Annotated in this window: 18 protein-coding genes; 8 read left to right on the forward strand and 10 right to left on the reverse strand. The window is 59.5% G+C overall.

The genetic code is table 11. The features are described 5' to 3' along the window. Positions 1–31 precede the first annotated feature (31 nt). Together nudE and cysQ are read left to right on the forward strand one after the other, a co-directional pair. On the forward strand, positions 32–598 hold the full coding sequence (gene nudE, locus KSS96_RS02140; RefSeq protein WP_065876642.1) for an ADP compounds hydrolase NudE: 567 nt from the start codon (positions 32–34) through the stop codon (positions 596–598). Continuing rightward, positions 595–1431 (forward strand): 3'(2'),5'-bisphosphate nucleotidase CysQ, encoded by an 837-nt coding sequence (gene cysQ, locus KSS96_RS02145; protein WP_065876643.1) that lies wholly within the window; start codon positions 595–597, stop codon positions 1429–1431. The genes nudE and cysQ overlap by 4 nt, the downstream gene beginning before the upstream one ends. A 65-nt stretch (positions 1432–1496) precedes the next feature. On the opposite strand, the gene KSS96_RS02150 is transcribed toward cysQ, so the two are convergent. Genes KSS96_RS02150 through rfbB form a run of 7 tightly spaced genes read right to left on the reverse strand, consistent with a single transcriptional unit; the run spans position 1497 to position 8571 of the window. Then, on the reverse strand, positions 1497–1952 hold the full coding sequence (locus KSS96_RS02150; protein WP_065876659.1) for a thioesterase domain-containing protein: 456 nt from the start codon (positions 1950–1952) through the stop codon (positions 1497–1499). Between the two features lie 26 nt (positions 1953–1978). Beyond that, a complete protein-coding gene (locus KSS96_RS02155; protein ID WP_017526027.1) occupies positions 1979–3355 on the reverse strand; it encodes a sigma-54-dependent transcriptional regulator in 1377 nt (458 codons plus the stop codon). Next, positions 3352–5160 (reverse strand): sensor histidine kinase, encoded by a 1809-nt coding sequence (locus KSS96_RS02160; protein ID WP_017526026.1) that lies wholly within the window; start codon positions 5158–5160, stop codon positions 3352–3354. Before KSS96_RS02160 ends, KSS96_RS02155 begins: the two co-directional genes overlap by 4 nt. A gap of 36 nt (positions 5161–5196) precedes the next feature. Then, complete coding sequence (gene rfbD / locus KSS96_RS02165; protein ID WP_065876645.1) at positions 5197–6078, reverse strand: dTDP-4-dehydrorhamnose reductase; 882 nt, start codon at positions 6076–6078, stop codon at positions 5197–5199. Beyond that, positions 6075–6620 (reverse strand): dTDP-4-dehydrorhamnose 3,5-epimerase, encoded by a 546-nt coding sequence (rfbC, locus tag KSS96_RS02170; protein WP_017526024.1) that lies wholly within the window; start codon positions 6618–6620, stop codon positions 6075–6077. The genes rfbD and rfbC overlap by 4 nt, the downstream gene beginning before the upstream one ends. Continuing rightward, positions 6617–7492 (reverse strand): glucose-1-phosphate thymidylyltransferase RfbA, encoded by an 876-nt coding sequence (gene rfbA / locus KSS96_RS02175; RefSeq protein ID WP_017526023.1) that lies wholly within the window; start codon positions 7490–7492, stop codon positions 6617–6619. The genes rfbC and rfbA overlap by 4 nt, the downstream gene beginning before the upstream one ends. Then, entirely contained in the window at positions 7489–8571 is a 1083-nt protein-coding gene (gene rfbB / locus KSS96_RS02180; RefSeq protein ID WP_017526022.1) for a dTDP-glucose 4,6-dehydratase, read from the reverse strand. Before rfbB ends, rfbA begins: the two co-directional genes overlap by 4 nt. Positions 8572–8722: 151 nt before the next feature. Here rfbB and KSS96_RS02185 point away from each other — a divergent pair, with 151 nt between their 5' ends. The 4 genes from KSS96_RS02185 (at position 8723) to KSS96_RS02200 (ending at position 15086) form a co-directional block, all read left to right on the forward strand. Next, complete coding sequence (locus KSS96_RS02185; protein WP_065876646.1) at positions 8723–11623, forward strand: aminotransferase; 2901 nt, start codon at positions 8723–8725, stop codon at positions 11621–11623. A gap of 121 nt (positions 11624–11744) precedes the next feature. After that, the gene (gene aguA / locus KSS96_RS02190; RefSeq protein WP_068936915.1) at positions 11745–12851 is read left to right on the forward strand and encodes an agmatine deiminase; all 1107 of its coding nucleotides are present in this window, start codon (positions 11745–11747) and stop codon (positions 12849–12851) included. A gap of 235 nt (positions 12852–13086) precedes the next feature. After that, positions 13087–13302 carry a hypothetical protein gene (locus tag KSS96_RS02195; protein ID WP_017526019.1) on the forward strand — a complete coding sequence of 72 codons (216 nt, stop codon included), beginning with the start codon at positions 13087–13089 and terminating at the stop codon, positions 13300–13302. Between the two features lie 491 nt (positions 13303–13793). Then, positions 13794–15086: an OprD family porin gene (locus tag KSS96_RS02200; protein WP_017526018.1), complete on the forward strand. Its 1293-nt coding sequence runs from the start codon at positions 13794–13796 to the stop codon at positions 15084–15086. 73 nt (positions 15087–15159) lie between these two features. Here KSS96_RS02200 and KSS96_RS02205 read toward each other — a convergent pair whose 3' ends face one another. Continuing rightward, positions 15160–17289 (reverse strand): M48 family metallopeptidase, encoded by a 2130-nt coding sequence (locus tag KSS96_RS02205; protein ID WP_137220364.1) that lies wholly within the window; start codon positions 17287–17289, stop codon positions 15160–15162. A 466-nt stretch (positions 17290–17755) separates the two neighbouring features. Between KSS96_RS02205 and KSS96_RS02210 the strand changes: the two genes are divergently transcribed. Both KSS96_RS02210 and KSS96_RS02215 read left to right on the forward strand, forming a co-directional pair. Beyond that, positions 17756–20644 carry an AAA family ATPase gene (locus tag KSS96_RS02210; protein WP_217855622.1) on the forward strand — a complete coding sequence of 963 codons (2889 nt, stop codon included), beginning with the start codon at positions 17756–17758 and terminating at the stop codon, positions 20642–20644. 161 nt (positions 20645–20805) lie between these two features. Continuing rightward, positions 20806–24882, forward strand: coding sequence for an NACHT domain-containing protein (locus KSS96_RS02215; protein WP_217855624.1), 4077 nt, complete (start codon positions 20806–20808; stop codon positions 24880–24882). Between the two features lie 429 nt (positions 24883–25311). Here KSS96_RS02215 and KSS96_RS02220 read toward each other — a convergent pair whose 3' ends face one another. Further along, entirely contained in the window at positions 25312–25587 is a 276-nt protein-coding gene (locus KSS96_RS02220; protein ID WP_217855626.1) for a hypothetical protein, read from the reverse strand. Position 25588: 1 nt separating this feature from the next. After that, positions 25589–26560 (reverse strand): integrase domain-containing protein, encoded by a 972-nt coding sequence (locus KSS96_RS02225; RefSeq protein ID WP_217855628.1) that lies wholly within the window; start codon positions 26558–26560, stop codon positions 25589–25591. Positions 26561–26753: the final 193 nt, after the last annotated feature.

Here is a 26753-nt window from a genome sequence, read left to right on the forward strand (position 1 = left end):
ATAGTACCCCGATCACGCCAAGGAGCCGCTTATGCGCCAGAAACCCACCGTCCTCGCCCGCGAAATAGTCGCCAGTAGCCGTTTGTTCCGCGTGGAGGAAGTGCAATTGCGCTTTTCCAACGGCGTTGAACGCACCTACGAGCGCCTGGTGGGTCGCGGTGCCGGTTACGGCGCGGTGATGATCGTGGCGATGATTGACGCAGACCATGCGTTGCTGGTGGAAGAATACTGCGGCGGTACCGACGAATATGAGTTGTCGTTGCCCAAGGGGTTGATCGAACCCGGCGAGGATGTGCTGGCGGCGGCAGACCGCGAACTCAAGGAAGAGGCCGGCTATGGCGCGCGGCAGTTGGAGCACATTACCGAACTGTCGCTGTCGCCCGGTTACATGAGCCAGAAAATCCAGGTGGTATTGGCCACCGATCTCTATGAGGAGCGCTTGGAGGGCGATGAGCCTGAGCCGATGCGCGTGGACAGGGTCAACCTGCGCGAGCTGTCGCAGTTGGCGCAAAACGAGCAATTCAGTGAAGGCCGCGCCCTGGCGGCGCTGTATCTGGTACGAGACCTGTTGACCCAGCGTGGAGTGTTTGGCGCATGAGCGAACTGTTTTTAGGCCACCCGTTTATCGCCCCCGTGATCGAGTTGGCGCGCCAGGCCGGTGAAGCCATCCTGCCGTACTGGCGCGCTGATGTGGCCGTGACCTCCAAGGCTGACGATTCGCCGGTGACGGCCGCAGACCTGGCGGCTCACCACCTGATTCTCGCGGGCCTGACCGCGCTGGACCCGAGCATCCCGGTACTGTCTGAAGAAGACGCCGATATCGACCAGAGCGTGCGCGCCGGTTGGACGCGCTGGTGGCTGGTGGACCCTTTGGACGGTACCAAGGAGTTCATCAGCGGCAGTGAAGAGTTCACCGTCAATATCGCCCTGATCGAAAACGGGCGTGTGGTGTTCGGTGTGGTGTCGATGCCTACCAATGGCCGTTGCTATTTCGGTGGCGCGGGGTTGGGCGCATGGCGCTCCGATGTGAACGAAGCGCCTCGGCAGATCCAGGTGCGCGAGGCACCGGCGGCCGGTGAGGCGTTTACCGTGGTTGCCAGCCGCCGACACACCAGCCCTGAGCAAGAAAACCTGTTGAGTGGGTTGAGTGCGGGGTTGGGTGAGTTGAAGTTGACGAATATCGGCAGTTCATTGAAGTTCTGCCTGCTGGCCGAGGGCAGCGCCGATTGCTACCCACGGCTGGCGCCGACGTCGCAATGGGACACCGCCGCGGCCCAGGGTGTGCTGGAAGGTGCTGGCGGCGAGGTGCTGGAGCTGAGCGGCGAGCCGTTCAGCTACCCGGCGCGGGCGTCGCTGTTGAACCCGTTCTTTCTGGCGTTGCCGGCCAAGGCGGCATGGCGTGAGCGGTTGTTGACCCTGGCCCGTTCTTAAGACCTGCGCAGATCAAAATGTGGGAGGGGGCTTGCTCCCTCCCACATTTGTTTTGTGTTTGGCTGCTAGCGGTGCAGGACGTATTGGCCCGTGAAGGCTACCGCTCTTTGGTCACTGCCCTCATTCACGATCCACGTGTCCAACGTCAACCGCGCCCGGCCATAGCGCTTGTAGGTCGCCAAGAAACGCTTCCACACCTTCTCTTCCGGCGCGGCGCAAATAGCCGTAGCGTCCTGCGTCACCGGCAGCGGGTAACTGATCTGCCCCTCTTGAATCACGATATGCCCGTCTTCAATCCCTTCCTCGCGCAGTTGCAGGTGCAGCCAGCCCCAGCCCGCCAGCACGGCGCCGCAGTACAGGCTGCCGCCGAACATGGTGCTCTTGTGGTTGATATTGGCCTCAAGGGGCAAGTGCAGTTGCAGTTGCCCGTGTTGCCAGTCGAGCACCTTCAAGCCCATTTCCCGGGTGAGGGGGATGTCGTGGTGGAGGATGGATTCCAGGTAACGGCTGTCGCGGCTCATGGCGGCCTCGTGGTGGGTGGGCGGGGTCATTCGTCGTCAGCGCTTTGGTTGGCGAAGTTGAGGCCGTGCTTGCGCAGTTTGTCGTGCAAGGTTTTACGCGGCACGCCGAGGGCTTCGGCGAGGCTGCGCATGGAGCTGTGGGGGCGGGTCAGCTCGGCGGCGATCAGGCTTTTTTCGAACTGCTCGACCTGTTCGCTCAAGCCGCCCGGGGTGGACGTGAGCGCGCCGCTGGCGGGGTTGTCCGGCGTGCTGTCCAATGCCAGTTCCAGGCCCAGGGCGAAGCGCTCGGCGGCGTTTTGCAGTTCGCGCACGTTGCCCGGCCAGCTATGGCGCAACAACAAGGCGCGCTGGCCTGGCTGCAACTCGTGCAGCGGCAGGCCGTGACGGCTGCTGGCTTCGTCGGCGAAGTGCTGGAATAGCATCAACGCGTCTTCGCCACGCTCGCGCAGGGGAGGGATGCGCAGCGGGGCGACGTTGAGGCGGTAATACAGGTCGGCACGGAAACGGCCCTGGTCCGCCGCCTGGCGCAGGTCTTCCTTGGTGGCGGCGATGATGCGGATATCCAGCGCAATCAGCTGATTGCCGCCCAATCGCTCCACCACGCGCTCCTGCAACAGGCGTAGCAGCTTGACCTGCACGTCCAGGCTCATGCTTTCGATTTCATCCAGGAACAGCGTGCCGCCGTTGGCGAATTCGAATTTGCCGATGCGGCGTTTCTGCGCACCGGTAAACGCGCCGGGCTCATGACCGAACAGTTCGCTTTCCACCACCGACTCGGCCAAGGCCCCAGCGTTGATCGCCACAAACGGCCCGCTGCGGCGGCTCGACAGGTCATGCAGCGCACGGGCCACCACTTCTTTGCCGGCGCCGGTCTCACCCAGGATCAACACATCGGCCTTGGTCGCCGCCAACGCACCGATCTGTTCGCGCAGGCGCAGCATTTGCGGCGAGTGCCCCACCAGGCGCGTGCTCAGTTGCTGACGGTCGCTCAAGGCCAGGCGCAGACTGCGGTTGTCCAGCACCAGGCGGCGCAGGGCCAGTGCGCGGCGCACGCTGTCGAGCAGCGCGTCGCTGGCAAAGGGTTTTTCGAGAAAGTCATAAGCGCCCGCGCGCATGGCCTGCACCGCCAGCGGCACGTCGCCGTGGCCGGTGATCAGCAGCACCGGCAGGTCCGGGTCCTGGCCGTGCAGTTCGGCGAGCAACTCCAGGCCGTCCATGCCGGGCATGCGGATATCGCTGACCACGACGCCCGGCCAATCCCGCGTCAGGCGTGCGGTAAGGCCGCTGGCTTCACCCAGAGGCAGGACTTTCAGCCCGGCCAGGTCCAGGGTTTGGCACAACGCCTGACGCAGGTGCGGATCGTCGTCGATCAATACCACCTGAATCTGGTTATCGATACTCATACACTGCGGTCCTCGGACGGTTGCAGACTCACGCCCGGCGAGCCGGCACGCAATTTCAACGTTAATAGCGCACCGCCTTCCTTGTGGTTGGCGAACAGCAATTCACCGCCAAACGCACGCATCAGCGTTTCACAGATCGCCAGGCCCAGCCCCAGGCCCTGGGTGCGCGTCTTGGTGGTGTAGAACGGCTCGCTGGCGCGGCCCAGCGCTTCCATGCAAAAGCCTGGGCCGTTGTCGCGAATGTACAGGTTGACGCCCTGTGCGGTGGTTTCGGCACTCAGCCACAGTTTGCGTGGCGGGCCTTTTTCGGTGAGCGCATCGAGGGCGTTGGCCAGCAGGTTGCCCAGCACCTGGCGCAAGCGGGTTTCGCCGGCTTGCACCCATAAGGTCGCCTCCGGCAGATCGCGGATCAGTTCCACTTCCATCGACCGCCGGCGCTTGGCCAGCAACGCCAGCGCATCGTCCAGCGCTGGTTGCAGCGCCACACTCTCCGGTGCGTGCCGGTCGCGACGGGCAAAGGCACGCAGGTGAGCGATGATCGAGGCCATGCGCCCGGTCAATTCGCTGATCAGCTTGAGATTGCCCCGCGCATCGGCGGTGCGTTCATGGTCGAGCAGGATCTCGGCGTTTTCCGCATAACTGCGAATCGCCGCCAGGGGCTGGTTGAGTTCGTGGCTGATGCTCGCCGACATGGTGCCCAGCGCCGACAGTTTGCCGGCCTGTACCAGGTCATCCTGGGCGCGCACCAATTCTTGCTGGGCGTGTTCGCGCTCCAGCACTTCCTGTTTGAGCCGCCGGTTCAGGCCTTCGAGGTCGCTGGTTCGCTCGGCCACGCGCATTTCCAACTCGCGCCGGGCCTTGGCTTCGAAGGCGATGCGTTCCAGGTAGTGGCGACGGCGCTGCATCAGCAGGCCCAGCAGCAACATCAACACCAACAGTGTCGCGCCGCCCACGGCAACCACGGTGCGCACGGGGCGGCTGATCAAGGATTGCGGCGCCAGGATCTCCACGTTCCAGCCGGTCTCGGCGATGGCGGTGGATTGGCGCAGCCAGGCGGTGCCGCTCAGGTTCAGCGGCTGCGGGTCGCGGGTTGGGTAGGGCTGGATCGCAATGATGGCCTGGCGCTCTTCGGCGGTCAGCGGCCGGGTGGCGCGAAAGCGCCATTGTGGGCGCGAGGTGAGGATCACTACGCCGTTGTGGTCGGTGACCAGCAGTTGTTCCGGGGTATTGCCCCACAGGCTTTCGGTGTGGTCCAGGTCGACCTTGACCACCAGCACGCCGATGATCGTGTCACCCTCGCGCACGGCGGCGGCGAAGAAGTAGCCGCGTTTGGCCGACGTGGTGCCCAGGCCGAAAAACCGCCCCAGGCGCCCGGCCATGGCTTCGCTGAAGTACGGGCGGAACGAGAAGTTGCGCCCGACGAAGCTGTCCTGTTTATCCCAGTTGGAGGCGGCGAGGGTCTTGCCGGTGGTGTCCATCAGGTACATCACTTCTACCCCGGCCTGGGCGGCAACGTCCTTGAGCAACTGGTTGGCGTTGGCCAGGTGGGTGCTGACGTGCGGCGCATCCAGGGCGGTGCGCAGGGCGGGCAAGTCACCGAGGATCTGCGGCAGCACTTCATAGCGATGCAGTGTGCCCAGCAGGTTGGCCACGTACAGGTCGAGAGTCTGGCGGTTTTGCCCGGCCAGTTCGCTGCGGTAGTAGCGCTCGGCCAAATGCTCCAGCGGCCACAACAGCGGTGCCAGGCACAGCGCCAACAGAGCAAGGCTGCGCCAGCGGGGTCTTCGCGCAAGGGATGGAGTCATGGGAGTCGTGCGCCTGGGGGTACAGGCGCATTATGCCTAGTGCTGTTGTGTAAGACACTCGCGCAATGCGTCTTGCCACTGCGGCTGGCTGACGTGCCATTGCTGTTGCAGGCGGCTGCAATCGAGGCGTGAGTTCAGTGGGCGCCGGGCCGGCGTTGGGTAAGCGCTGGAGGGGATCGCTTGCAGTTCGGCGCAGGCCTTGCCCTCGGTGCGTAAATGCTCGCCAATCGCCTGGGCGAAACCGAACCATGAGGTTTCACCCTGGGCGCTCAGGTGATAAACGCCCCATTCGCCGGCCTCGCCGGCCCGCCAACGTTCGATCAACGCACGGGTGCTGGCGGCAATGGTCCCGGCCCAGGTCGGCGCGCCGATCTGGTCGGCGACGATGCGCATTTGCGGTTTTTCCTGCAGCAGGCGCTGCATGGTCAGCAGGAAGTTTTTACCGTGGTTGGAATAGACCCAACTGGTGCGCAGAATCAGATATTCGCCCCCCACCGCCGCAATCGCCTGCTCACCCGCCAGTTTGCTTTGCCCATAGACCCCCAAGGGGTTGGGTGTGTCGGCTTCGGTGTAGGGCGCGGGTTTGCTGCCGTCGAACACGTAGTCGGTGGAGTAATGGATCAGCGGGATGCCCAGGGCCTTGGCCTCTTCAGCCAATACACCAGGGGCGATGGCGTTGATGGCGAAAGCGGCGTCTGGTTCGCTTTCGGCTTGGTCGACCGCCGTGTGCGCGGCAGCGTTGATGATCAGGTCGGGGCGGTGGGTGCGTATCTGCCGGCGGATCTGGTCGGCGTCGGCCAGGTCGAGTTGGTCGCTACCCAGCACGATCAACTCGCCCACGCCTTGGAGCTGCTGTTGCAGCGCCCGGGAGACTTGGCCGTGCCGGCCGGTGATGAGGATCTTCAAAGGGGGCGTCATGGGAAAAGGTCGGCTTCCTTCAGCAATTTGCCGGCTTGGTCTTTCGCCGACAGTTGCGGTGTCTCGGTGAGCTGCCAGTCGATGGCCAGCGCCGGGTCATTCCAAAGGATGCAGCGCTCGGCGCTCGGCTGATAGTAGTCGGTGGTTTTGTACAGGAACTCGGCGGCGTCGCTCAGCACCACAAACCCATGCGCGAAGCCTTCCGGCACCCAGAGCTGGCGGTTGTTCTGCGCCGACAGGCGCACGCCTACCCACTGGCCGAAGTGAGGTGAACGGCGGCGTATGTCCACAGCCACGTCCAGCACTTCCCCGGCGATGACCCGCACCAATTTGCCCTGGGTGTGTTCCAGTTGGTAATGCAGCCCGCGCAGTACGCCTTTTTGCGAGCGCGAATGGTTGTCCTGCACGAAGTCGCGTTTGAGCCCGGTCGCGGCTTCAAATGCACGGGCGTTGAAGCTCTCGTAGAAAAACCCACGCTCATCCCCGAACACTTTGGGTTCCAGGATCAGCACGCCGGGCAGTGAGGTTTCAACGACGTTCACTGTTTGTCTCCAGCCAGCGCGTACAGGTATTGGCCATAACCGGTTTTGCCGAAGTATTTGGCACGTTCCAGCAGGTGGTCGCGGTCGATCCAGCTATTTTCATAGGCGATTTCTTCGAGGCAGGCGACTTTCAGGCCCTGGCGATGCTCGATGGTCTGCACGTACTGCGAAGCTTCCAGCAGGCTGTCGTGGGTGCCGGTATCGAGCCAGGCAAAGCCACGGCCGAAGCGTTCTACATGCAGGTCGCCGCGCTTGAGATAAGCATTGTTGATATCGGTGATTTCCAGCTCGCCACGAGGTGAGGGCTTGACCGCCTTGGCGATCTGGATCACGTCGTTGTCGTAGAAATACAGGCCGGTCACGGCATAGCTGGACTTGGGCTGGGCCGGTTTTTCTTCAATCGACAGGGCGCGGCCTTCGCTGTCGAAGTCGATCACACCGAAGCGCTCCGGGTCCTTGACCCAATAGCCGAAAACCGTAGCCCCCGAAGGCCGCTTGGCCGCGCCCAACAACTGCTCGCCAAAATGCTGACCGTGGAAGATGTTATCGCCCAGGATCAGGCACACCGGATCATCACCGATAAATTCTTCGCCAATGATAAACGCCTGCGCCAGACCATCCGGCGTCGGCTGTTCGGCATAGCTGAAACGCACGCCAAACTGGCTGCCATCACCCAGCAGGTTGCGATATTGCGGCAGGTCCAGCGGCGTGGAGATCACCAGGATGTCCTTGATTCCGGCGAGCATCAGCACCGAAATCGGGTAATAGATCATCGGCTTGTCATACACCGGCAGCAGTTGCTTGGACACACCCAGGGTAATGGGGTGCAAACGGGTGCCGGAGCCGCCCGCCAATACGATTCCCTTCATCATGCAATCAAATCCTTCATATCGGTGTTGCCCAAACGTTCGCCCTGATAACTGCCGTCCTGGACCCTGCGGCACCATTCCAGGTTATCCAGATACCACTGCACGGTCTTGCGCAGGCCGGTTTCGAAGGTCTCTTGCGGGACCCAGCCCAATTCACGTTCGATCTTGCTGGCATCGATCGCATAACGCTGATCGTGGCCGGGACGATCCTTGACGAAGGTGATCAGGTCGCTGAATTTTTCGACACCGGCCGGCCGCTGCGGCGCCAGCTCTTCCAGCAGGCCGCAGATGCTACGTACTACGTCGATGTTCTTTTGCTCGTTGTGGCCGCCGATGTTGTAGGTTTCGCCGACGACACCTTCGGTGACCACTTTAAGCAGCGCGCGGGCGTGGTCCTCGACGAACAGCCAGTCACGTACCTGCAAACCATCACCGTAGACCGGCAATGGCTTGCCCGCGAGGGCGTTGAGGATCACCAGCGGGATCAGTTTTTCGGGGAAGTGGAACGGCCCGTAGTTGTTCGAGCAGTTGGTCAGCAGCACCGGCAGGCCATAGGTGCGTTGCCAGGCACGCACCAGGTGGTCGGACGCGGCCTTGCTCGCCGAATAGGGTGAGCTGGGGGCGTAGGGCGTGGTTTCGGTGAACAGATCATCCACGCCGTGCAGGTCGCCATACACCTCGTCGGTGGAGATGTGATGGAAGCGGAAGGCGCTCTTGGCCGGCTCTGCCAACGTAAGCCAATAAGCGCGCGTGGCCTCAAGCAGGCTGTAGGTGCCGACAATATTGGTCTGGATAAAGTCCGACGGGCCGTCAATCGAACGGTCGACGTGGGACTCGGCGGCCAAGTGCATGATGGCCTGTGGCTCAAAGCGCGCAAGCACCGCGCTGACGGCCGCCTGATCGATGATATCGGCCTTGACGAACTCATAACGGCTATCGGCGGCGACGCTGACCAGCGACTCCAGGTTGCCGGCGTAGGTGAGTTTGTCCAGGTTAAGCACTTCGTGCTCGGTATGTTGGATCAGGTGGCGGATTAGGGCAGAGCCAATAAAACCGGCGCCACCGGTGATGAGAATGCGCATGTCGGAGGGCCTTTTCCTTAGACGTACTTGAAGCGAATGGGGCATAGCTTGAGTCGTGGAGCCCAGCTCTGCAAGAACCATGTAAGTGGGGGTTGCCTAACGCCCCTGAACAATGGCGATATAGACGTCTAAAAAAACCGAGGTCGTCACAATGCTGCTCGCCACGCTGATCCACCGTGCAAGCCTACCCAGCCCTCAGCTAGGCCCCGATCAGGCCGCTCAACTGCTTGCGCGGCACTACGGCCTTAGTGGCACTTTGCAGTCATTGGGCAGCCAGCAAGATCTCAATTACAAACTTGACAGCATTCAAGGCCGCTTTGTTCTGAAAATCTGCCGTGGCGATTATGCCGCTGCAGAGTTGCAGGCCCAGCACGCGGCGCTCAATGCGGTGCACGGCGTGCGCGTGCCCAAGGTCATCAAGGCCCTGAGCGGTGAGGAGCTACTGACACTGAGCGTCGGCGGCCAAACCCTGCACCTGCGGTTGTTGGACTATATCGACGGTCAGCCACTGACTCATCTGCCTCATCTGGGGCGTGATGTGATCGCTGCGTTCGGCGACCTCTGCGGCCGTATGAGCCAGGCATTGGCCGATTTTGAACACCCTGGCCTGGACCGCACCCTGCAATGGGACCCGCGCCACGCCCCGGAACTGATCACCCACTTATTGGCCACCCTGCAAAACCTGCCCCACCGCGCTGCGCTGGAGCAGGTGGCCGAGCAGGTTGAGGCGCGCGTAGGCCCTTTGGCGGATCGCCTGCCGTGGCAAGCGGTGCACATGGACATCACCGACGACAACGTGGTGTGGCAGCGCGATGCTCAGCGGCGGTGGCAGTGGCAGGGCGTTATCGATTTTGGCGACCTGGTGCGCACGTGGCGCATTGCCGACCTGTCGGTGACCTGTGCGGCCCTGCTGCACCATGCCGAAGGTGACCCCTTTGCCATCTTGCCGGCGATTCAGGCGTGCCACGCCATTACCCCCTTGCAACGCGAAGAGTTGCAGGTGCTGTGGCCGCTGATTGTCGCCCGCGCAGCGGTGCTGGTGCTGAGCAGCGAACAACAGCAACGTCTGGACCCGGACAATGCCTATCTGTTGAAAAACGCCGACCATGAGTGGGAAATTTTCCATGTGGCGACATCGGTGCCGTTCGAGCTGATGGAGGCGGCGATTTTGCGCTGCGTGGGCGAGGCACTCGCGCCGATTGCCGATGAAGGCTTCGTGCCCTTGTTGCCGGGGCTGGTGGGGCGAGAATTCGCGCTGATCGACCTGGGGGTGCTCAGCCCGCATTTCGAAGCGGGCAATTGGGAGACGCCCGGTATCGACCATCGGTTATTGGACGAGGCGGCGGCAGTGCATGGGCTGGCGGCCAGTCGTTATGGCCAATACCGGCTGTCGCGCACCTGCCCGGACAGCGCCGCCGAGCCGGAAAGTTTCCCTCTTCACGTCGAGTTGCATGTGCCCCATGGGACGACCTTGGAAGCGCCCTTCGCCGGCACGTTGCGCCAGGACGCCGATGGCCTTGTGTGCGTGCAAGGCGTTGAGTTGAGCGTGCGTTTGCGCGGCGTGAAGACGGTATTGAAGCCCGGTTCGCTGCTGGTAAAAGGGCAAGCCCTGGGTGAGGTCCAGGCACCGCTGACCGTGCAACTGTGCCGTGCAGACCTGGAACCGCCGCTGTTTTGCACGCCTTCCCGGGCGCAGGCCTGGCAGGCACTGTGCCCATCACCTTCGGCATTGCTCGGCCTGGCCTGTGACGCAGAGCCGGAGCTGGACGCCGACGTCCTGCTCGCGCGCCGCGACGCCAGCTTCGCCCGGTCACAGAAGCACTATTACGTCGACCCACCGCGCATCGAGCGCGGCTGGCGCAATCACCTGATCGACATGCAGGGCCGTTCCTACCTGGACATGCTCAACAACGTGGCGGTGCTGGGCCATGGCCACCCGCGCATGGCCGCGGTGGCGGCGCGGCAGTGGTCGCTGCTGAACACTAACTCGCGGTTTCACTATGCCGCGATTGCCGAGTTCTCCGAGCGCTTGCTGGCGCTGGCACCCAAGGGCATGGACCGCGTGTTTCTGGTCAACAGCGGCACCGAGGCCAATGACCTGGCCATCCGCCTGGCCTGGGCCTACAGCGGCGGGCGCGACATGCTCAGCGTGCTGGAGGCATACCACGGTTGGTCGGTGGCGGCGGATGCGGTGTCCACCTCGATTGCCGACAACCCCCAGGCGCTGAGCAGTCGCCCGGACTGGGTGCATCCGGTGACCGCGCCGAATACCTATCGCGGCGAGTTTCGGGGGCCGGACAGTGCACCGGACTACGTACGAAGCGTGGAACACAACCTGGCGAAAGTGGCTGCGAGCAAGCGCCAATTGGCGGGGTTCATCTGTGAGCCGGTGTATGGCAACGCGGGGGGGATCTCCCTGCCGCCAGGCTATTTGCATCAGGTGTATGAACGGGTCCGCGCCCAGGGCGGTGTGTGTATCGCCGATGAAGTGCAGGTGGGGTATGGCCGCATGGGGCACTTCTTCTGGGGTTTTGAAGAACAAGGCGTAGTGCCCGACATCATTACCATGGCCAAGGGCATGGGCAACGGCCAGCCGTTGGGTGCGGTGATTACCCGGCGTGAAATCGCCGAAGCCTTGGAGGCCGAGGGGTATTTCTTCTCGTCATCGGGGGGCAGCCCGGTCAGTTGCCGGATCGGCATGGCGGTGCTGGATGTCATGGAAGAAGAAAAGCTGTGGGAAAACGCCCAAGTGGTTGGCGGGCATTTCAAGGCTCGGTTGCAAGCACTGATCGAGCGTCACCCGCTGGTGGGCGCGGTGCACGGGTCCGGCTTCTATCTGGGCCTGGAGCTGGTACGCGACCGGCAAATCCTGGAACCGGCCACCGAAGAGACCACGCTGCTGTGCGAGCGCCTGCGTGAGTTGGGAATCTTCATGCAGCCCACCGGCGATTATCTGAACATCCTCAAGATCAAGCCGCCGATGGTTACCTCTAAACGCAGCGTGGACTTCTTTGTCGACATGCTGTCGAAGGTGCTGGATGAACAACTGTAATTAATCGATTGTTATCGGTTATTGCTTGTCATATTTATCGATCATGCTCGTTGATCGCTTTTAAAGCCGATTTTTATCCGTTATAAAGTCGGCCTTTACCCCATTCGGAGTCTTGATCGCCATGACCACCCTGCACAGCACCCCCCGCGCCGATGGCTTTTATATGCCTGCCGAATGGGCGCCACAAACGCAAACCTGGATGATCTGGCCCGAGCGCCCGGACAACTGGCGCCTGGGCGGCAAGCCGGCGCAGGCGGCCCATGTGGCCGTGGCCAAGGCCATTGCGCGCTTCGAGCCGGTGACCGTGGCGGTTTCCGCCGGCCAATACGAGAACGCCCGTGCGCGCTTGGACGTGCCGAATATCCGGGTGGTGGAAATGTCCAGCGATGACGCCTGGGTGCGTGACACCGGCCCGACCTTCGTGATCAACAACAGCGGCGAAGTGCGCGGCGTGAACTGGGATTTCAATGCCTGGGGCGGGTTTGATGGCGGCCTGTACGCGCCGTGGAACCGTGACTCGCAGGTGGGCGGCAAGATCCTCGAAATCGAACGCGCGCCGCGCTACCGCACCGAAGGCTTTGTGCTGGAGGGCGGCTCGATTCACGTCGACGGCGAAGGCACCCTGATCACCACCGAAGAATGCCTGCTAAACCGCAATCGCAACCCGCATCTGGATCGTGCCAGCATCGAAGCGGTGTTGAGCGACAACCTGGCGGTGGACAAGATCATCTGGCTGCCCGATGGCCTGTTCAATGACGAAACCGACGGTCATGTGGATAACTTCTGCTGCTACGTGCGTCCCGGCGAAGTGCTGCTGGCCTGGACTGACGACCCGCAGGACCCGAACTACGCACGTTGCCATGCGGCCATGGATGTCCTGCAAAGCAGCACCGATGCACAGGGCCGCCCATTCACTGTGCATAAAATGCCGATCCCTGGGCCGCTGTATGCCACTGAGCAAGAGTGTGCCGGCGTCGACCCGGTGGACGGCTCCCAAGAGCGCAACCCGAGCGTGCGCCTGGCGGGTTCCTATGTGAACTTCCTGATCGCCAATGGCGGCATCATCGCGCCAAGTTTCGACGACCCGTTGGACAGCGAGGCCAAGGCCATCCTGCAGAGGCTGTTCCCACAGCATGAAGTGGTGATGGTGCCGGGGCGTGAATTGTTACTGGGTGGCGGCAATATCCACTGCCTGACCCAACAACAGCCGGCCCCGCACAGAAACTGAGTGCAGTTGTAACAGCGCCTTTCGTGTAACCGGGCGCTACTCGGTTTCAGCGCCTAAAGCAAGCCCGCGGCCCAGCACGGTCGCGGGCTTTTTTGCGGCTGTATGCCTGCGAATACGGGACATTGGCATAGCTCTTGTATCGGTGATGCTCACAGTGGTTCAGGGGCATGACTGCGCGGTTCTGTCATAAACCTTGAGTAAGTTAGCCGCTCAAGCAGTAGGAGAGAGCGCTGAAATGAACGCCGATATCAACCTGATGAATACCCGTACGTTCCACCCTTTGCGGGTCGACGGCGACGCGATCCAGGCGCTGGGGCTCTGGTTGAAGGAACACGGCTCGCGGCAGATCAGGCAGCAGCCCGATTTACGCAGCGTGATGAGTGAACGCTACCCGGTGGGGTTGTTCAGCGAGGATGAACTGCATGCGTTGTGTGACGTGTTGAAAAACTAGGCAACGCAGCTAACACCTGTGGGAGGGGCTCCGATTGCGGTCTGTCAGCCAAGTTTTCAGTAGCTGATCCACCGCAATCGGGAGCAAGCCCCCTCCCACATATTTGACGGGTGTGTCGCTTTTTAGAAACTGTAAGTACCTCAGCGCCGCCCGCACATCCCAGCCCTTCTGACGGAACCCGAGCAATCCTTTTCGAGCTTGGCATCCTGTAGGCCAATGTCGCTCAAGGCCAGAAAGGCTCTCAGCCATTGCTTAGAATTAAATCGCCTAAATACAGACGATTCACGAAATTGACACATAGTTCAACGCGCGACTAGGATTGCGCCCAACGCCTGTGGCTAACAGCCATGACTCATCCAATAAGAAAAGGCCCGCGGCATGTTCAGTCGTCCGCGGGCCTTCTTTTTTCCGGATAAAGTCGACACCAGAAAAGCGACACGGAGCCCTGGTGTCACAGCGCGTACTCAACCAGAAATAAGGAATACAAAAAAATGTTGAAGCAACGGATGAGTCTGATCGCTCTGGGGATTTTGAGCGCATCGGCAGCCATGGCAAACGACCAGGAGCAATCCAAGGGTTTCGTTGAAGACAGCCACCTGAACATCGCCGCACGTAACGCCTATATCAGCCGCGACTATAAAAACGGCAAGCAAGACAAAGCCGAATGGGGCCAGGGCTTCATCGGCAAATTCGAGTCCGGCTTCACCCAAGGCACCGTCGGTGTAGGTGTGGACGTGATCGGCCAATACGCTATCCGCCTGGATGGTGGTAAAGGTCGCAGCGGTGCGGGCGGTATCAACTTCTTCAAGCAAGGTGACAGCGGCGCGGCAGCCGACGACCTGGCCAAGGGCGGCGCGGCAGTGAAGTTCCGTGTGTCCAACACCGTGCTCAAGTACGGCGATCAAATGCCGGCCGTCCCTGTGCTGCAGTACGACAACTCGCGCCTGTTGTCGGAAACCTACACCGGTACCTCGATCGTTTCCAAAGAGATCGAAGGCCTGCAGCTGGACGCTGGTCGCTTCACCAAGGAAGCCCAAAAAGCCGCCGAAGGCACCGACAGCGGCAACCTGAAAAACATCAGCTACCTGGGCGGCAGCTACAAGTTCACCGAAAGCCTGTCCGCTGCGCTGTACGCTTCCGACATGGAAGACGTGCTGAAGAAGCAATACGTCAACGTCAACTACGTACTGGCCCTGCCGGAAAAACAGTCGCTGACCTTTGACTTCAACGGCTACAAAACCAAGCTGGACAAGAGCTTCGCCGAGCAGCGCGGCGATGCCGACGCGCGCGACAACAAGATCTGGAGCCTGGGTGCCACCTGGGCAGTGGGCGCACACAGCTTCACTCTGGCCCACCAGCGCAGCACCGGCGACACCGGCTACCTGTATGGCGGCTACCGCGACAATACCCGCGACACCGGCATCGGCGATGGCGGCAACACCATCCTGCTGGCCAACTCGTACTGGTCCGACTTCAACGGCAAGGACGAGCGTTCGTGGCAAGCGGGCTACGGCATCGACTTCACCACCTTCGGCGTGCCGGGCCTGACCTACAACGTCGCTTACGTGCGCGGTACCAACATCGACGATGGCTCTGGCCGTGGCGATGGCACCGAGCGTGAAATCTGGAACCAGTTCAAATACGTGGTCCAGAGCGGCCCGGCCAAAGACCTGAGCCTGCGCGCCCGTGCCTCGTGGTTGCGCGTGTCCAACAACGCCAGCAACTACAACGTTGGCGGTAATGAACTGCGTCTGTTCGCCGACTACCCGATCAACGTTTTCTAAGTGATCGCACGTCGTGCCTGATGCCAGGCGATAAAAAACCCCGACTGGTTCGGGGTTTTTTTATGGGCGCCGATCAGTCCTCGCGGTGCTGCAAAATCTTGCGCGCCAGCGACGCGTTGACGTAGTCAGTCATCAGCACCAGGCCGTCGTAAGGCTCGATCTTTTTGTTGTCGATGCACAGCTGTGCCATCTGCAAAAGCACCTGGCGCTTCTTCTTGTTGACCCGTGCACCAGGCACGCCGAACGCGGTTTTGCGCAACTCGGGCAATGGCGCTTCCGGCGTCAGATCCACCGTCACCCAGATGCCTTGCATAAATTGCAACGTGACGCTGTCGATGTGCTCGATGGGCAACGGCTGCGCCAGGTTGGCAAACACAAAATGTTCCGGCGTCAGGCGCAACGCAATTTGCGGGGCGCGTTTGAACCGACGCACGCCCAGCCATAGAAAGATCAGCGCGATGCTACCGATGGCCGCACCGGCGCCGAGGGCGGACAACGGCGTGCCCTTCATGCGCTCCGGCGCAAGCCAAGGCTGGGCCATGACCCACAGCCCGAGCAGCACGAACGGGATCGACAGCACCGCCATCAGCACAGCGCCTCGGCGCCCGCCCTCGTGCAACGCATGCTCGCCCTGGGCCGATGCGACCATGGTTTCCAGCAGATGGGTGTGCTCGGCGTTCTCCACCACCGCCACCTCAATCAAGTCGCCGGACAGTTGTTCGCGTAATGCCCTTGGTGCGCTGAAACAGGCGTCGATTTGCGCATTCGCCGCGTCACGGTCCACCTCGCGCGTGGCGCTGCGCACTGCATCGTCCAATGACACACCCAATGCCTGTAGGCGTTCGCCATTGGACGGGTGGGAATCGGTCGGGTGCGCTTGCTGAATCTCCAGGGTTTCGGGCGGCAGTTGCAGCTCACACCCGCGCAAGGCGCCGAAAACCGCATCGGGCAGGTCCGTCGCTGACGCCGCGTCGCACAACGCCAGCAGTGAGTCCTCAATGTGCGGCTGCAACACCGCCACCCGCAACAACGCCGAGGCGGCCGCGGCATTGCCCACCAACCGCGCGCCGGCGGCATCCGCGAGTAATTCGCGCTCACGGCTCCAGTGGTTCACCGCCTGGTCAAAGCGCTGCATGAAAAACACGCCGAACATGAACGACGGCCGCATCAACCGTCCCTGGATAAAGTCGCTGGCCAGCAACGCGTTCCACAGCGCTTCGAGGCTGCGATTGACCCCATCGTAGATCGGCAAAAAGCGCAGGCTGTACGCCGTGTCTTGCCCCGCAAAGTGCGCCAGCTCGTGGCCGATCACCGCGCCGATTTCCTCACGGCTCAACAGGCCCAGGTACAGCAGCGGCACATGCAAGGTGCGCCCCTGCAGCGCAATGTCCGCCGGTTGCACAACGGCGTCGCTGGAGGTCACGTAAAAACCCTGGGCCAGGCTCACCACAATATGGTCCGGCGGCAGCGCGCCCAGTGAACCTGCCAACTCGTTTACATGCCGCCACAACCCCGGCGCCTGCTCGGGGCTGACCACCTGGCCGTACATCTCCAGCGGCTCGGGCGTGAACATCCCCAGCATGTGGCGCAGCTGTTTAAGCAACTGCCAGATCGAATACAGACAGAACGCCGCGACCACCCCCAGCACCGCCATCAGCTTGACTTCGCCGCTGCCCAGCCGACCGATATGCCACATCGCCAAGCCTTCAAAACTCAGCACCAACGCGACCGCCGCCGCCATCGCCACCCCATGGCTCACCAGCACATAGGGCAACAAGCGGCTGCCCAGAGAGAACACCTGCAACAACCTCTGCCGCGACCGCCGTGCCCGCCGCCCCGCCCAATACGTACCCGCCAAAGCGGCCACGCCAACCCCTGCCGCCAACAGCCCCAGGCCCATCACCCACGGCGCCAGCCCACGCATCACACGGTTCACGCGATGAGCAATGGGCAGTTCGGTTTCGATTTTTGCCAGGCGGGAGAGTGCCAGTTGCACACCGATTGTTTCGTCTACCAGCTTGACCTTGGCCGCCGGGTCCTTTGCCGCCAGGGCTTGAAGTTGCTGCTTAGCGATATCCACATTGATGTGGTAATCGATCATCGCGGTGGTGGTTTCGTCAGCCCGCTGACGCTCCCAACCACCCAGGGCAGCGAGCACCAGCGGGAAAATCACCAGCAGAGCAACTAATTTCAGGGCGTTCATGGGGGGCCGTTCACCACGCAGAGATGAACAGGGTTATACCGAAAAAAACGCGCCAGGCCGAGGTGATCGTCCGCGGGAGCTGGGCAGCGCGCACAAAAAAGGCCCACCTTTCGGTGAGCCTTTTTTGATGTTGCGTATGGTGCGGCACCAAGAGTCGAATATATCTTATATACATATGATTTATATGAATTTTATTTAGCTATTCAAATCGGATTACCCCTTTGAATACCCTTGATCCCGGCAGTGGTCGAATATATTTTGTGCACCTGTTTTTCAGCTATGCCTAACCGTATTCGGATTACTCCCCAAGTATGAAATTTGAGCTGTATTTCAACGGACAAAAGACAGGAAACGGCCAAAATTAGCCAGTGGAGCGGCTGAGCTGCGCTACTGCAGGTGTCTGTCAGATGGCGAAATGCCCTGCACTCCGGTTAGGATGAAAAAAAACTTCAGGGAGGGAAGGCGCATGAGTCAGTATCTATTGAGCTTTGCCAAAAGCCACTTGGATGGCAAATCGGATGGCTATCTGGCCCTTCTCTGGTGCATGGCCAAGGCGAGCCAGGATCGCGGACGCTATTCTGATCACATCAAGTCCTATCTCGCGTCGAACGCTGACCAACTGCTGAACACTAATTTTCAGCGTATCGGTGCATTGTTCAAAAGGGGGCTGGAGTCTAGGCCAGAACTGGACTGGGTGGCACCCTCAGGCCTCAGTCCTTTACTGGATTTGCAGGTCAAAAATTTCAGAGGCTTTGGCGAGTTGTCTGCGGATGACAGGGGAAGCTTTCTGCGTTTTAGCAAAATGAAGAACATCTTCTACGCACCTAATGGAGGGGGGAAGTCTTCGCTTTGTGAGGCGATTGAGTATGGCACGACCGGGCATATCAAAGAGGCAGATCGCCGGAAAACGAAGGTAAAGGCCTATATTGCTAGGGATAGTGCAAAACCGACGCTGTCGTTGGTGGGCCGGGACAGAAAAGCCGTGACTAAGAGCCTAGCTTGGTCAGCTTGCTTCATTGATCGCAACCGTCTGCAAGAGTTCTCGTTGCTTGGCTCTAAGGATACGGGGAGCGCTGAAAGCGACGTAGTGGCCAGCCTCTTCGGCCTCGAAGAGTTCCAAGAGATCATTGGACGGTTCGTGAAACCGGAGAGCTTCAATCTCACCCTGTACTTGAAGCCAGACCAGGCCGAAGCGTTGACCGAAGTTGAATTAGACCGGAAAGGCCTCCTTGCCGAGCGCCAGGATCATTTCAACCGCATAACTGAGATCAATGACCAAGTATGCGAGACGCTCGGTTTGCAGTCGGATCAGCAATCTGCTGTTCGGATTAGATTTTTGCGGCTGAAGAGCGAGATCGAGCACAAGATCCGTAAGTCAGAGCAACTCAAGCTTGCAGAAGCTCCGGTCGTTGATTCTTTCGAACGAATTAAGCGTGCGGCGCGTGCCGCCCGCTACCTCCTTGCCCGAAAGTCGATGATCGAAGCCTTGTTTTTAAAAAGTGCCAAGGACGTGAACTACGAAGCCATTTACTTGGCCATCCAAGACCTGGGTCAAGTGGAAGGCAGTGACACCTGTCCAGCATGTTCTACTCCGTTGCAACGCGTTGTGGAGAACCCCTTTGAAAAGGCAAAGCGAGAGCTTCATACCTTAGGCCGACTGGAGCGTTTAAGGGCCGCTAACCAGCGTAATGACGAGAGGATTCTTCAAATCGTCAGAGAAATTGCCAACGGGCTTGCGGGAATCGAAAAGAACACCCGGTTGGATGTCCCTTGCCGTCTTCACCTAAACGACCTCAAAAGCGAACTGGCCAACTTCCAGGCGTCCACCGACCGAGGAGCGCGTGCGGTGTCCGTGCTAAGTCACTTCGTCTCGCTTGTTAGAGAAGAGACCGCCGAAATCGAGACCTACCTGCAGGCTTGTACACTGAAGAGCGAAGTGTTCGCGCAAACTTCGGAGGCTGTCTCCCGTCTGGGCAGAGCGGTCGAGGTACTACAACAGACGCAAGATGCAATCAAAGATCTATTTGGTGCCAAAAAAACCTGCAAAAAACTGATTGAGACTGCAGGCGAAAAGATCGCGCGACTCATTGATCGACGAAATATTTTAAAACGTGATGACGCCGATACGGCTCGATTCAATACCCTCATTCGTCAATTGCAGGATGAGTACGGCAACCTCTATCAAGATCTGCTGGAGTACAAACTTCACCTTGAGAAGACACGTATCACCGGGATCGAGACGAAGGCGGCTGAGTACTACAAAGCCATCAACGATCATGACGATGAGCATGAGCGTATTGATGCTATCCGCTTCGAGAAGATCAACGACAGCTATCGAATCAAGATCAACGCTGCGAACGGCACAGTGCAGGACGCTTTCTCGGTATTGAGCGAAGGGCACCTTCGCGTGCTCGGCCTTTCGCTTCTGCTGGCAATGGCAGAGAAAAATATGCTCCCGCTGATTGTGTTCGACGACGTCGTGAACGCGATCGACAGCGACCATCGCTCGAACATCATCGACCTGTTTTTCTCTGACCCTTACCTTCGGCGTACTCAGATGGTCGTGACAACACATGACCGTCTGTTCTGGGAGCGCTTCTGCATCATCGCTGATCGGCACCCTCAGGCTGATCAGCACACAAGTTGCGTCTTGAGCTACACGAACAGAGGCATCGTGGCGGTCGATCACTCAGGTGGATTTCAAGGCAAGGTGCATGAGGCGTTGCGCGTCTATGACGTGAGGCAGGCATTGATTTATTGCCGGATCTGGTTCGAGTCGATCGTGATCGAGTACTGTCTGGATAATGCCGTGGCGATCACAGCTCAGTTCGGCAAGTCTCAGTTAAAAAAGAACGTATATCTGCAGGTCAGTCTGGAGAGAACTTTCTCACTTATCGAGCCGCTGCTCGCTTACGATCCTGTCCACTTCAACCTGATCAAAAATGATCTGGTGAACTGGGCGGGTCAGAACCAGGAACACCACGCATTTGATGAGGGGAGCCTGAATTTCGTTCATTCAAAAACCAGTAAGGAAGTGGTCAGAGTCTACGATGCGATTCGCTTACTTGAATGCCAGCTTTTCCCTCTCAAGAAGAACATTGCTTGTAAGGTGTTTCTGGTTGAAGTGAACAATAAGATCGATCAGTGGGTGGCGAAGCTTGCCAAGCTCGCTCAGGCTCCAGAGGACGTGAAAAAGGACGCTGAGGCGCGCCTGAGACTCCTGCGCAGGCGGGCAGATGAGCTGACTCAGGAGCTAGCCTACATCGCCGTCTGCCTAGCCGAGATGGCTAAACTAAATCTTCTGCCAAGCGGCCAGATGCATCCGGACGACGAGCTTCTGGAAGAGGGGGGCTAGGATGCAGATGTTCGCCTCCCCAAAGATTAGCGGCTACCAGAGGCCAGTGCCCAGCTAGAGTTGCGGAAAGAGCCATTCGAAGGAAACTCACGCCCCCCGATCACGGACATATACCAGCGCCTGCGCACACCCAGCGTATCGGCGGTTTTTACGTGCTACGAATGACGCGCACCAACGTGTTCTTCCATGATGCATCATGGCTTGAGTACGTCGTGCGCCCCCGAAGATCCTCGACAGGAAAATACATGGCGACCAAGCCAAAGAAAAAAAACTCCAAGAATCGGACACGTCGCAATGCCGGCGGCGCTGCGACGGCGTCCGGGATGAACTTTCAGGCTGCTGTCACGGCGATCGCTGGGAGTCACTTGTTGCTTGGCGCATCGCTCGGGTGGCTTGACGGCTTGATTGAGGATATCCCAACCGCGATCTGGGCCGAGACTGGCGGTCCGGGTGACGATATCCGGATTGAGTTGAGAAACGGCGAAGTTCTCGAAGCGCAGGTCAAGCGCGGTTTGAGTCGTGGCGAGAATTTGTGGGAGGCCATGCGAGCACTGGCGGTTGGTCTTGACGCAGGCACGATCCAGTACGGCGTCCTCATCGTTTCGCCCGACACGAGTAAGACCATCTGGACGGACTTGGCCAGAGATAACCGACGTCTTGGTGAAGGGCGCACCGACAACCTAAGCGATATCGGTCTGGAATGGCTCAGACGACTAACCGATGCCGCGCTGCCTGTGAACGAGGTGTGTGCCTGCCTCCGTATTCACGTTGTGCATGCATCGGATGCAGATCATGTCTCGGTGATGATGGCTCGGGCCCGCCTGGCAAGCAGCTTCGCCAGCGCCTCCGATGCAGATAGCATTTGGTTCCGACTGTTACAAGACGCGCATGTAATCACAGAACGACGCGGCCGCTGGGAACAAGCTGGCTTGGCTCAAATGCTGATGGGGATGGGGGTGCAAGCGAGTGCAGCCGCAACACCGGCAAGTGTCGCCCCCCGGGTCAGTTGCTGGGTCGCTGATTCTAACCAGCACTTTTCTTTGCTCGGTGTTAAAAACTCGCTTTCGATGGACAAGGCTTGGTTGCCTCTCAAAGCCGGTGTGGCGGATCCGGGCGAGCCAGAGCCCACTGATCCAGTCGCGGCCTTGGCACACTATCATGCTGCTTCCGGCGCCTCGCGTTCGAGGTGGAACAAACAAAAGACTCTAGAAGCCGAATGGGTCGGTCGGTTCTACACACGCGCCGTCGTGATCGGAGGACCGGGCATGGGCAAGAGCACGCTCATGACTCGGCTCGCTTGTCTATATGCGCGCGATGGACTACCGGTCCTCAAGGTTCGCTTGCGGGATATTGCTGCTCGACTCGCCGCGGGCAACAGCTTCGATGAAAGCGTTTTGCAGTTGGGCTTGGATGGATCAGGAGTCCCGTTCCAACAGGTTCGCGACAGTTCGCTTGCCGACTGGGTTTTGCTATGCGATGGGCTAGACGAATGCGATGCACACCAAGAGCTGGTGGCAACACGCATCCGACAGTTTAGCGCAGGTAATCCGCGCGTCCGAATTATCGTAACGACTCGCCCAATTGGGTACCAGACTGGGGAACTATCGGAGTGGAGACACTACGAACTGATCGCTCCAGATGCCGAGCGAGGAGCGGAGAACTTAGCCAAGTTGTTACAGGCCGCCTCCCCCAAGCGCGCGGCGGAGGATTCTGACTGGGCCTTTGCTTTGGCGACCGAGCAATTGGAAGGTAACGCGGCGAAGGCCGTGATTTCGCAAAGTCCACAACTGTTAGGCATGGCCGCGTCCTTGCTAGCACGCGGTGGCACCTTGGGCACGTCCAAGACTGAGCTATATCAAAACCTCTTCGAGGTCATCGATGCTGAGCCAAACACCCGCAAAGCGCTGGATGATCAACCTGATTCAGCCGTGTTGGCCCGGGTCTTTGACATCGTTGGCTGGGAACTGATTGCTGACCCACTCGCCAAGACTTCTGATCTACTGACTCGAACTGCCATTCATCTTCGCGCGGATCTGGGCGTGATGCCGCTCAAGGCCAAGTCCATCGTCAACGCCGCTTTGAAGTACTGGCAGCAGGTAGGCCTGATAGAGCAAGTGCGCCACGGAGCGACGACCTTGATCACGTTCGTTCACAAAACTTTTGCTGAGTTCGCTGCAGCAAGGTTCGTATGGACAAACCACGAGGCGACCGAACGTGCGCGCTGGTTATCTTCGTGCCTGGATGACTACGAACGTTGGAGCGAGGTGGTGGTCTTTGCCAGCGCCAAGATGTGCGAGGAAGTCCTGCAGGCTTTGCTGGTGCGGGTGGCGCAGGGGGATCGCCATGCACTCGAGCGGGCCTTGGGATTGTTGGTAGCAACCCCTGCCGGCGTGTTGGACGATACCGTCCAGCGTCTTGTGCAGTTGTCATTTGCGCAAGTTGACGCCGATAACACGGTGGTGGCTTACCGTTTCGGATTGCTTTTGGCACGACTTGTCACGCGATTTGAGCCAGTGATTGGCGCACTATCTAGGGCACGGTTGCATTCAACCCAACCCTGGACACAAAGGGTGGCGTGGGCATGTGAAGTCGAGATGGCCGAGTTCGATATCGATACAGCCCAAAACAAGCTGCACGAGTTTTTGGCAAGCAGCTCTCCATCGACGTCGATAAATTCAATGATGTCAATCAGTAGCTTGTCGCTCAGGCGGAACCCGGAAAACGAGCTCCACGAGAGCATGGCGCTAGCCTTAGTGCGACGCAGGTTAGCAGACCGTTCGGTCGATCAGCTTACTGCCTTGCTTAAGCTGTTTACTGACCAAGCCTTCGATACCGTCGGCTTCAGCATTAAGCTGAGTAAGCTTGCAAATCAGGCGGGTATGGAGCTGCCACATGTCCGGCATAACCTGAGCGGTGACGCTCTCGCAGCGATGTTCCCCGCCGTCGAATACAGGCAAGCGCATACCACAGCCATGGATGCATTTCTCAGCACCCTGGCCACTCAGAATGAATCCATTGGCAATGGGACAGCACTAGACCCAACGCTGCAACTGAGCGCGCTGTTCGAGATCACTGGATGGAACGAATCGCCCGCGTCGGATATCTGGTGGGCGATGAAGCCCGTCGACCGTGAGCCGATGCGTGAGGTCCTGCGTGGGATAATCGCACTTTCGGTAATTCACCCTGGACAGCTCCAGCTCGAGGCAGCGGCTGTGCGTGCACAAATTAAAGACGAACACGCAGATCCAGAAGCTTGGTTTATTCCCCACACCGTCGAAGTCGATGTCCCGGAACTGGACTGGAGTCGGGCAGGTTCCTTGGGGCTCGACCGCGCCAAGCTTGAGCATGCCGCCCTGCAACGGCCTCAATGGTTAGCGATATCGGCGACCAGACTACTTGAAAGTCTCGAGCCTCCGGACCCGGATCGGCTCGCCGATCTGCTCGCCAAGGCAACTGGCCTGGGAGTATTTACTGCCTGCCACCTCGCACGCCAGCAAGGCGAGATCGGCTTAAAGCTCCTGCTTGATCGTCTGGATGGTCCGATCACCTCCGGATTCGAACATCTTATAGGAGCACTCGCAAAAACCAGCACGACCTGGCCGCAGGTGGCTGACGGTGTGGGTAAGGCGATGCATGCGTCCAATGCACGCGTCGCGGTGGCGGCGGCGAGTTTGACGCTCAAGCACGTCAAAGGTGGGGGCGCGGTGCCTGAATCGATGTTGGAAGCGGCGTACCAGTATTGGTTGGCCCATGAAGAGCCCTATCCCGTGTCCTCGGGCACCGTTCCAGACAGTCCGAGGGAGACGCTTTTGGAGGCGATGAACTACCTTCGGCCGGTTTCAGATGAGCGGGCGGTCGAGCTACTCAATGATATGCGTCGCGATATGAAGGATTTAGCTCTGTCCTGGCTGATCCAGCGTGCCACTCGGTCTCCAATATCACGATCGAAGCTGGTCACATCCATGAGGGGAAAACTCCCCAATGCAGAGTCGGTTGCAAGATTGCTTGATTCGGAGATTGCCTTCGACGAGGCAGAGATATCGCAACTGTGCGATCTGTTTTCCGATGCCGATCCTGACTATCGGCTGGCTGCGTTGCGACTGATTAAGCCTCATCGAATGCCCAACGACCTGCTGACGGCGAAGCTCAAAGCACTAATGACCGACACATATTCCGATGTCGGCCGCACTGCGCGAACGCTGTGGGATACCTTGGAAACCGATGGCGGCGTCGATTGAGGGCATCCGGACAGCTTGGAGTTGGCGATGCTAGCCGTTGGCTAGCCATTTGCCCAAGGCAGACCGTTTTTCTCGAATGAAACACTGGGCGCGACAGCCCAGTGCTTCTGACGATGGCCATGAGATTACCAGCTGCGCTCAGACTTGCTGCCGCCTGATACATCAGCATAGTAGCGATCCTTGCCTTTTGCCTTTTAAACCTCTGAGATAGCCTCATGGCAGCTAGAAGTGGTCCACGACCGCCTTAGCATTGCTGACCAATGTCCGTTTCTGGCTGGTTTCCGCCTATTACCAAACGGCTGAAGTTGGCGGCGGATTCAATTGGTCAACGGCAACATCGTAATTCCTGTATAGGCAGGAGGAGTGTGCAGATGAAGCAAAGACCGCCGCGTATAGTTATCGGTCGTGACCATTTGGATCAGGCTCCACTCAGAGATTGAAAACCCATGACGTTTTTAGACGTCGAGCGAGCAGTCGAATCGTCAGCATGTAGTAATACCGCGTTGCCTCACTCCGTTGGCTCAGTCGGTGTTCTAGAAACCAAGCCACATGCTTTCTCTGCCAACCCCAAGGTGTTTCTCGCTGCCAGCGTGCTGCGATTTCAGCCTGAATGATTTTCGCCTGGTGCAAATGGCGTTGCCAGGTCGCGTGCGAGCCGGTCAGCACGCCAGCCAGGAACAGCTCCATATCGAATGGCTTACTCATGCTACCCACCGATATAGGCAGCGACCACATCGATCCGACCGTGCCCCAGCTCATAGCTGATTTTCTTTCGGGCATTACGATCAAGGTACCTATCTATCTCGCAGCATCGACCGCCATTGATAGGCGCTCGGTGCTGGGTAATCCGCTCATAGCGCTCACATGCGTAAGCAGCTCGCAGTTCATGAAAACCTTTGAGGTTGTGTGCATGGAGAATGTCCCTCGAGGGGCGGACGATGTCCTGCAGAACGTTCAGAAAGCGTTCATTTGGTGCAATCAGGTTTCGGCTACCCACTGGCGAAACCTGCGCCGCAAATCCAAGCGCATCGCGAACATGCTGATCTACCGCAATCCAGCGAGACGCTGAAATACCGGCACGGCCGCCTTTGGTACCGTCCTGAATGCTGATCTTGCCGAGGTCTTTAGCCTCCCGGCATAGCCGTGGAAGGTCAGCCAAGATGGCCTCATGCAAGCGTATGCCAATGGCGCGAGCCAATTGAGCGATGGCAGCAGCACGTGGCATCTGGTGCTCGCAGAGAGCGTCGACTAACCGCTTCACAAGTTCGCGGTCTTGGCCTTGAGGTGCCGAGCGGCGAATACCGGTTCGTTGCATCCTCAATGCCTTGCTCGGGCTCGTCACTTTCACATATTGATCACCTCGAAGGGCCGCCATGGTTCGGTTCACGCTGGACAATCGGTTTTGCGCGGTGGCGATGGCGAGCTCACCTTGTTCAACTTGCCGCAGATGTCTGGCGTAATCCAGCAAAGTCTGCCGAACAATCTGACGAGCATCGTTAAACCTGGATCCATCTTCCGACCGACACCAGCGCACAAACGCCTGCCAGCGATCCCTGTGTGCTTTGACCGTGCCGTAATGCCCGCCGCCAAACAGATCTTTCAAGGCCTTTGGCCCGGCATAGCTCAACTGCCGACCGTAGCCAAAATTGCGTCCGTCTCGCCTGCCCACCAGTGCCATGATCGAACTCCTCTCGAAGCCAAAACTTTTAAAACTTTCCCCACGTCATCCCGCCAAGAATGTTGAGTGTTATCAGGGATCAAGGCCCCTGCGACCTGTGAGGGTTGTCCACTAACGCGGGACTTGCGGCTCCTTACGACCGGGCGCTTGGGCATCTCATGATCTGGCCTCCTGAACACCGTTACCGGTGGGC

It is taken from the genome of Pseudomonas asgharzadehiana (genome assembly GCF_019139815.1).
GTDB classification, from domain to species: domain Bacteria; phylum Pseudomonadota; class Gammaproteobacteria; order Pseudomonadales; family Pseudomonadaceae; genus Aquipseudomonas; species Aquipseudomonas asgharzadehiana.

Coding starts and splice junctions, on each gene's coding strand:
- nudE (WP_065876642.1), top strand. CDS start 32: ATGCGCCAGAAACCCACCGTCCTCGCCCGCGAAATAGTCGCCAGTAGC.
- cysQ (WP_065876643.1), top strand. CDS start 595: ATGAGCGAACTGTTTTTAGGCCACCCGTTTATCGCCCCCGTGATCGAG.
- KSS96_RS02150 (WP_065876659.1), bottom strand. CDS start 1,952: ATGAGCCGCGACAGCCGTTACCTGGAATCCATCCTCCACCACGACATC.
- KSS96_RS02155 (WP_017526027.1), bottom strand. CDS start 3,355: ATGAGTATCGATAACCAGATTCAGGTGGTATTGATCGACGACGATCCG.
- KSS96_RS02160 (WP_017526026.1), bottom strand. CDS start 5,160: ATGACTCCATCCCTTGCGCGAAGACCCCGCTGGCGCAGCCTTGCTCTG.
- rfbD (WP_065876645.1), bottom strand. CDS start 6,078: ATGACGCCCCCTTTGAAGATCCTCATCACCGGCCGGCACGGCCAAGTC.
- rfbA (WP_017526023.1), bottom strand. CDS start 7,492: ATGATGAAGGGAATCGTATTGGCGGGCGGCTCCGGCACCCGTTTGCAC.
- rfbB (WP_017526022.1), bottom strand. CDS start 8,571: ATGCGCATTCTCATCACCGGTGGCGCCGGTTTTATTGGCTCTGCCCTA.
- KSS96_RS02185 (WP_065876646.1), top strand. CDS start 8,723: ATGCTGCTCGCCACGCTGATCCACCGTGCAAGCCTACCCAGCCCTCAG.
- aguA (WP_068936915.1), top strand. CDS start 11,745: ATGACCACCCTGCACAGCACCCCCCGCGCCGATGGCTTTTATATGCCT.
- KSS96_RS02195 (WP_017526019.1), top strand. CDS start 13,087: ATGAACGCCGATATCAACCTGATGAATACCCGTACGTTCCACCCTTTG.
- KSS96_RS02200 (WP_017526018.1), top strand. CDS start 13,794: ATGTTGAAGCAACGGATGAGTCTGATCGCTCTGGGGATTTTGAGCGCA.
- KSS96_RS02205 (WP_137220364.1), bottom strand. CDS start 17,289: ATGAACGCCCTGAAATTAGTTGCTCTGCTGGTGATTTTCCCGCTGGTG.
- KSS96_RS02210 (WP_217855622.1), top strand. CDS start 17,756: ATGAGTCAGTATCTATTGAGCTTTGCCAAAAGCCACTTGGATGGCAAA.
- KSS96_RS02215 (WP_217855624.1), top strand. CDS start 20,806: ATGACGCGCACCAACGTGTTCTTCCATGATGCATCATGGCTTGAGTAC.
- KSS96_RS02220 (WP_217855626.1), bottom strand. CDS start 25,587: ATGAGTAAGCCATTCGATATGGAGCTGTTCCTGGCTGGCGTGCTGACC.
- KSS96_RS02225 (WP_217855628.1), bottom strand. CDS start 26,560: ATGGCACTGGTGGGCAGGCGAGACGGACGCAATTTTGGCTACGGTCGG.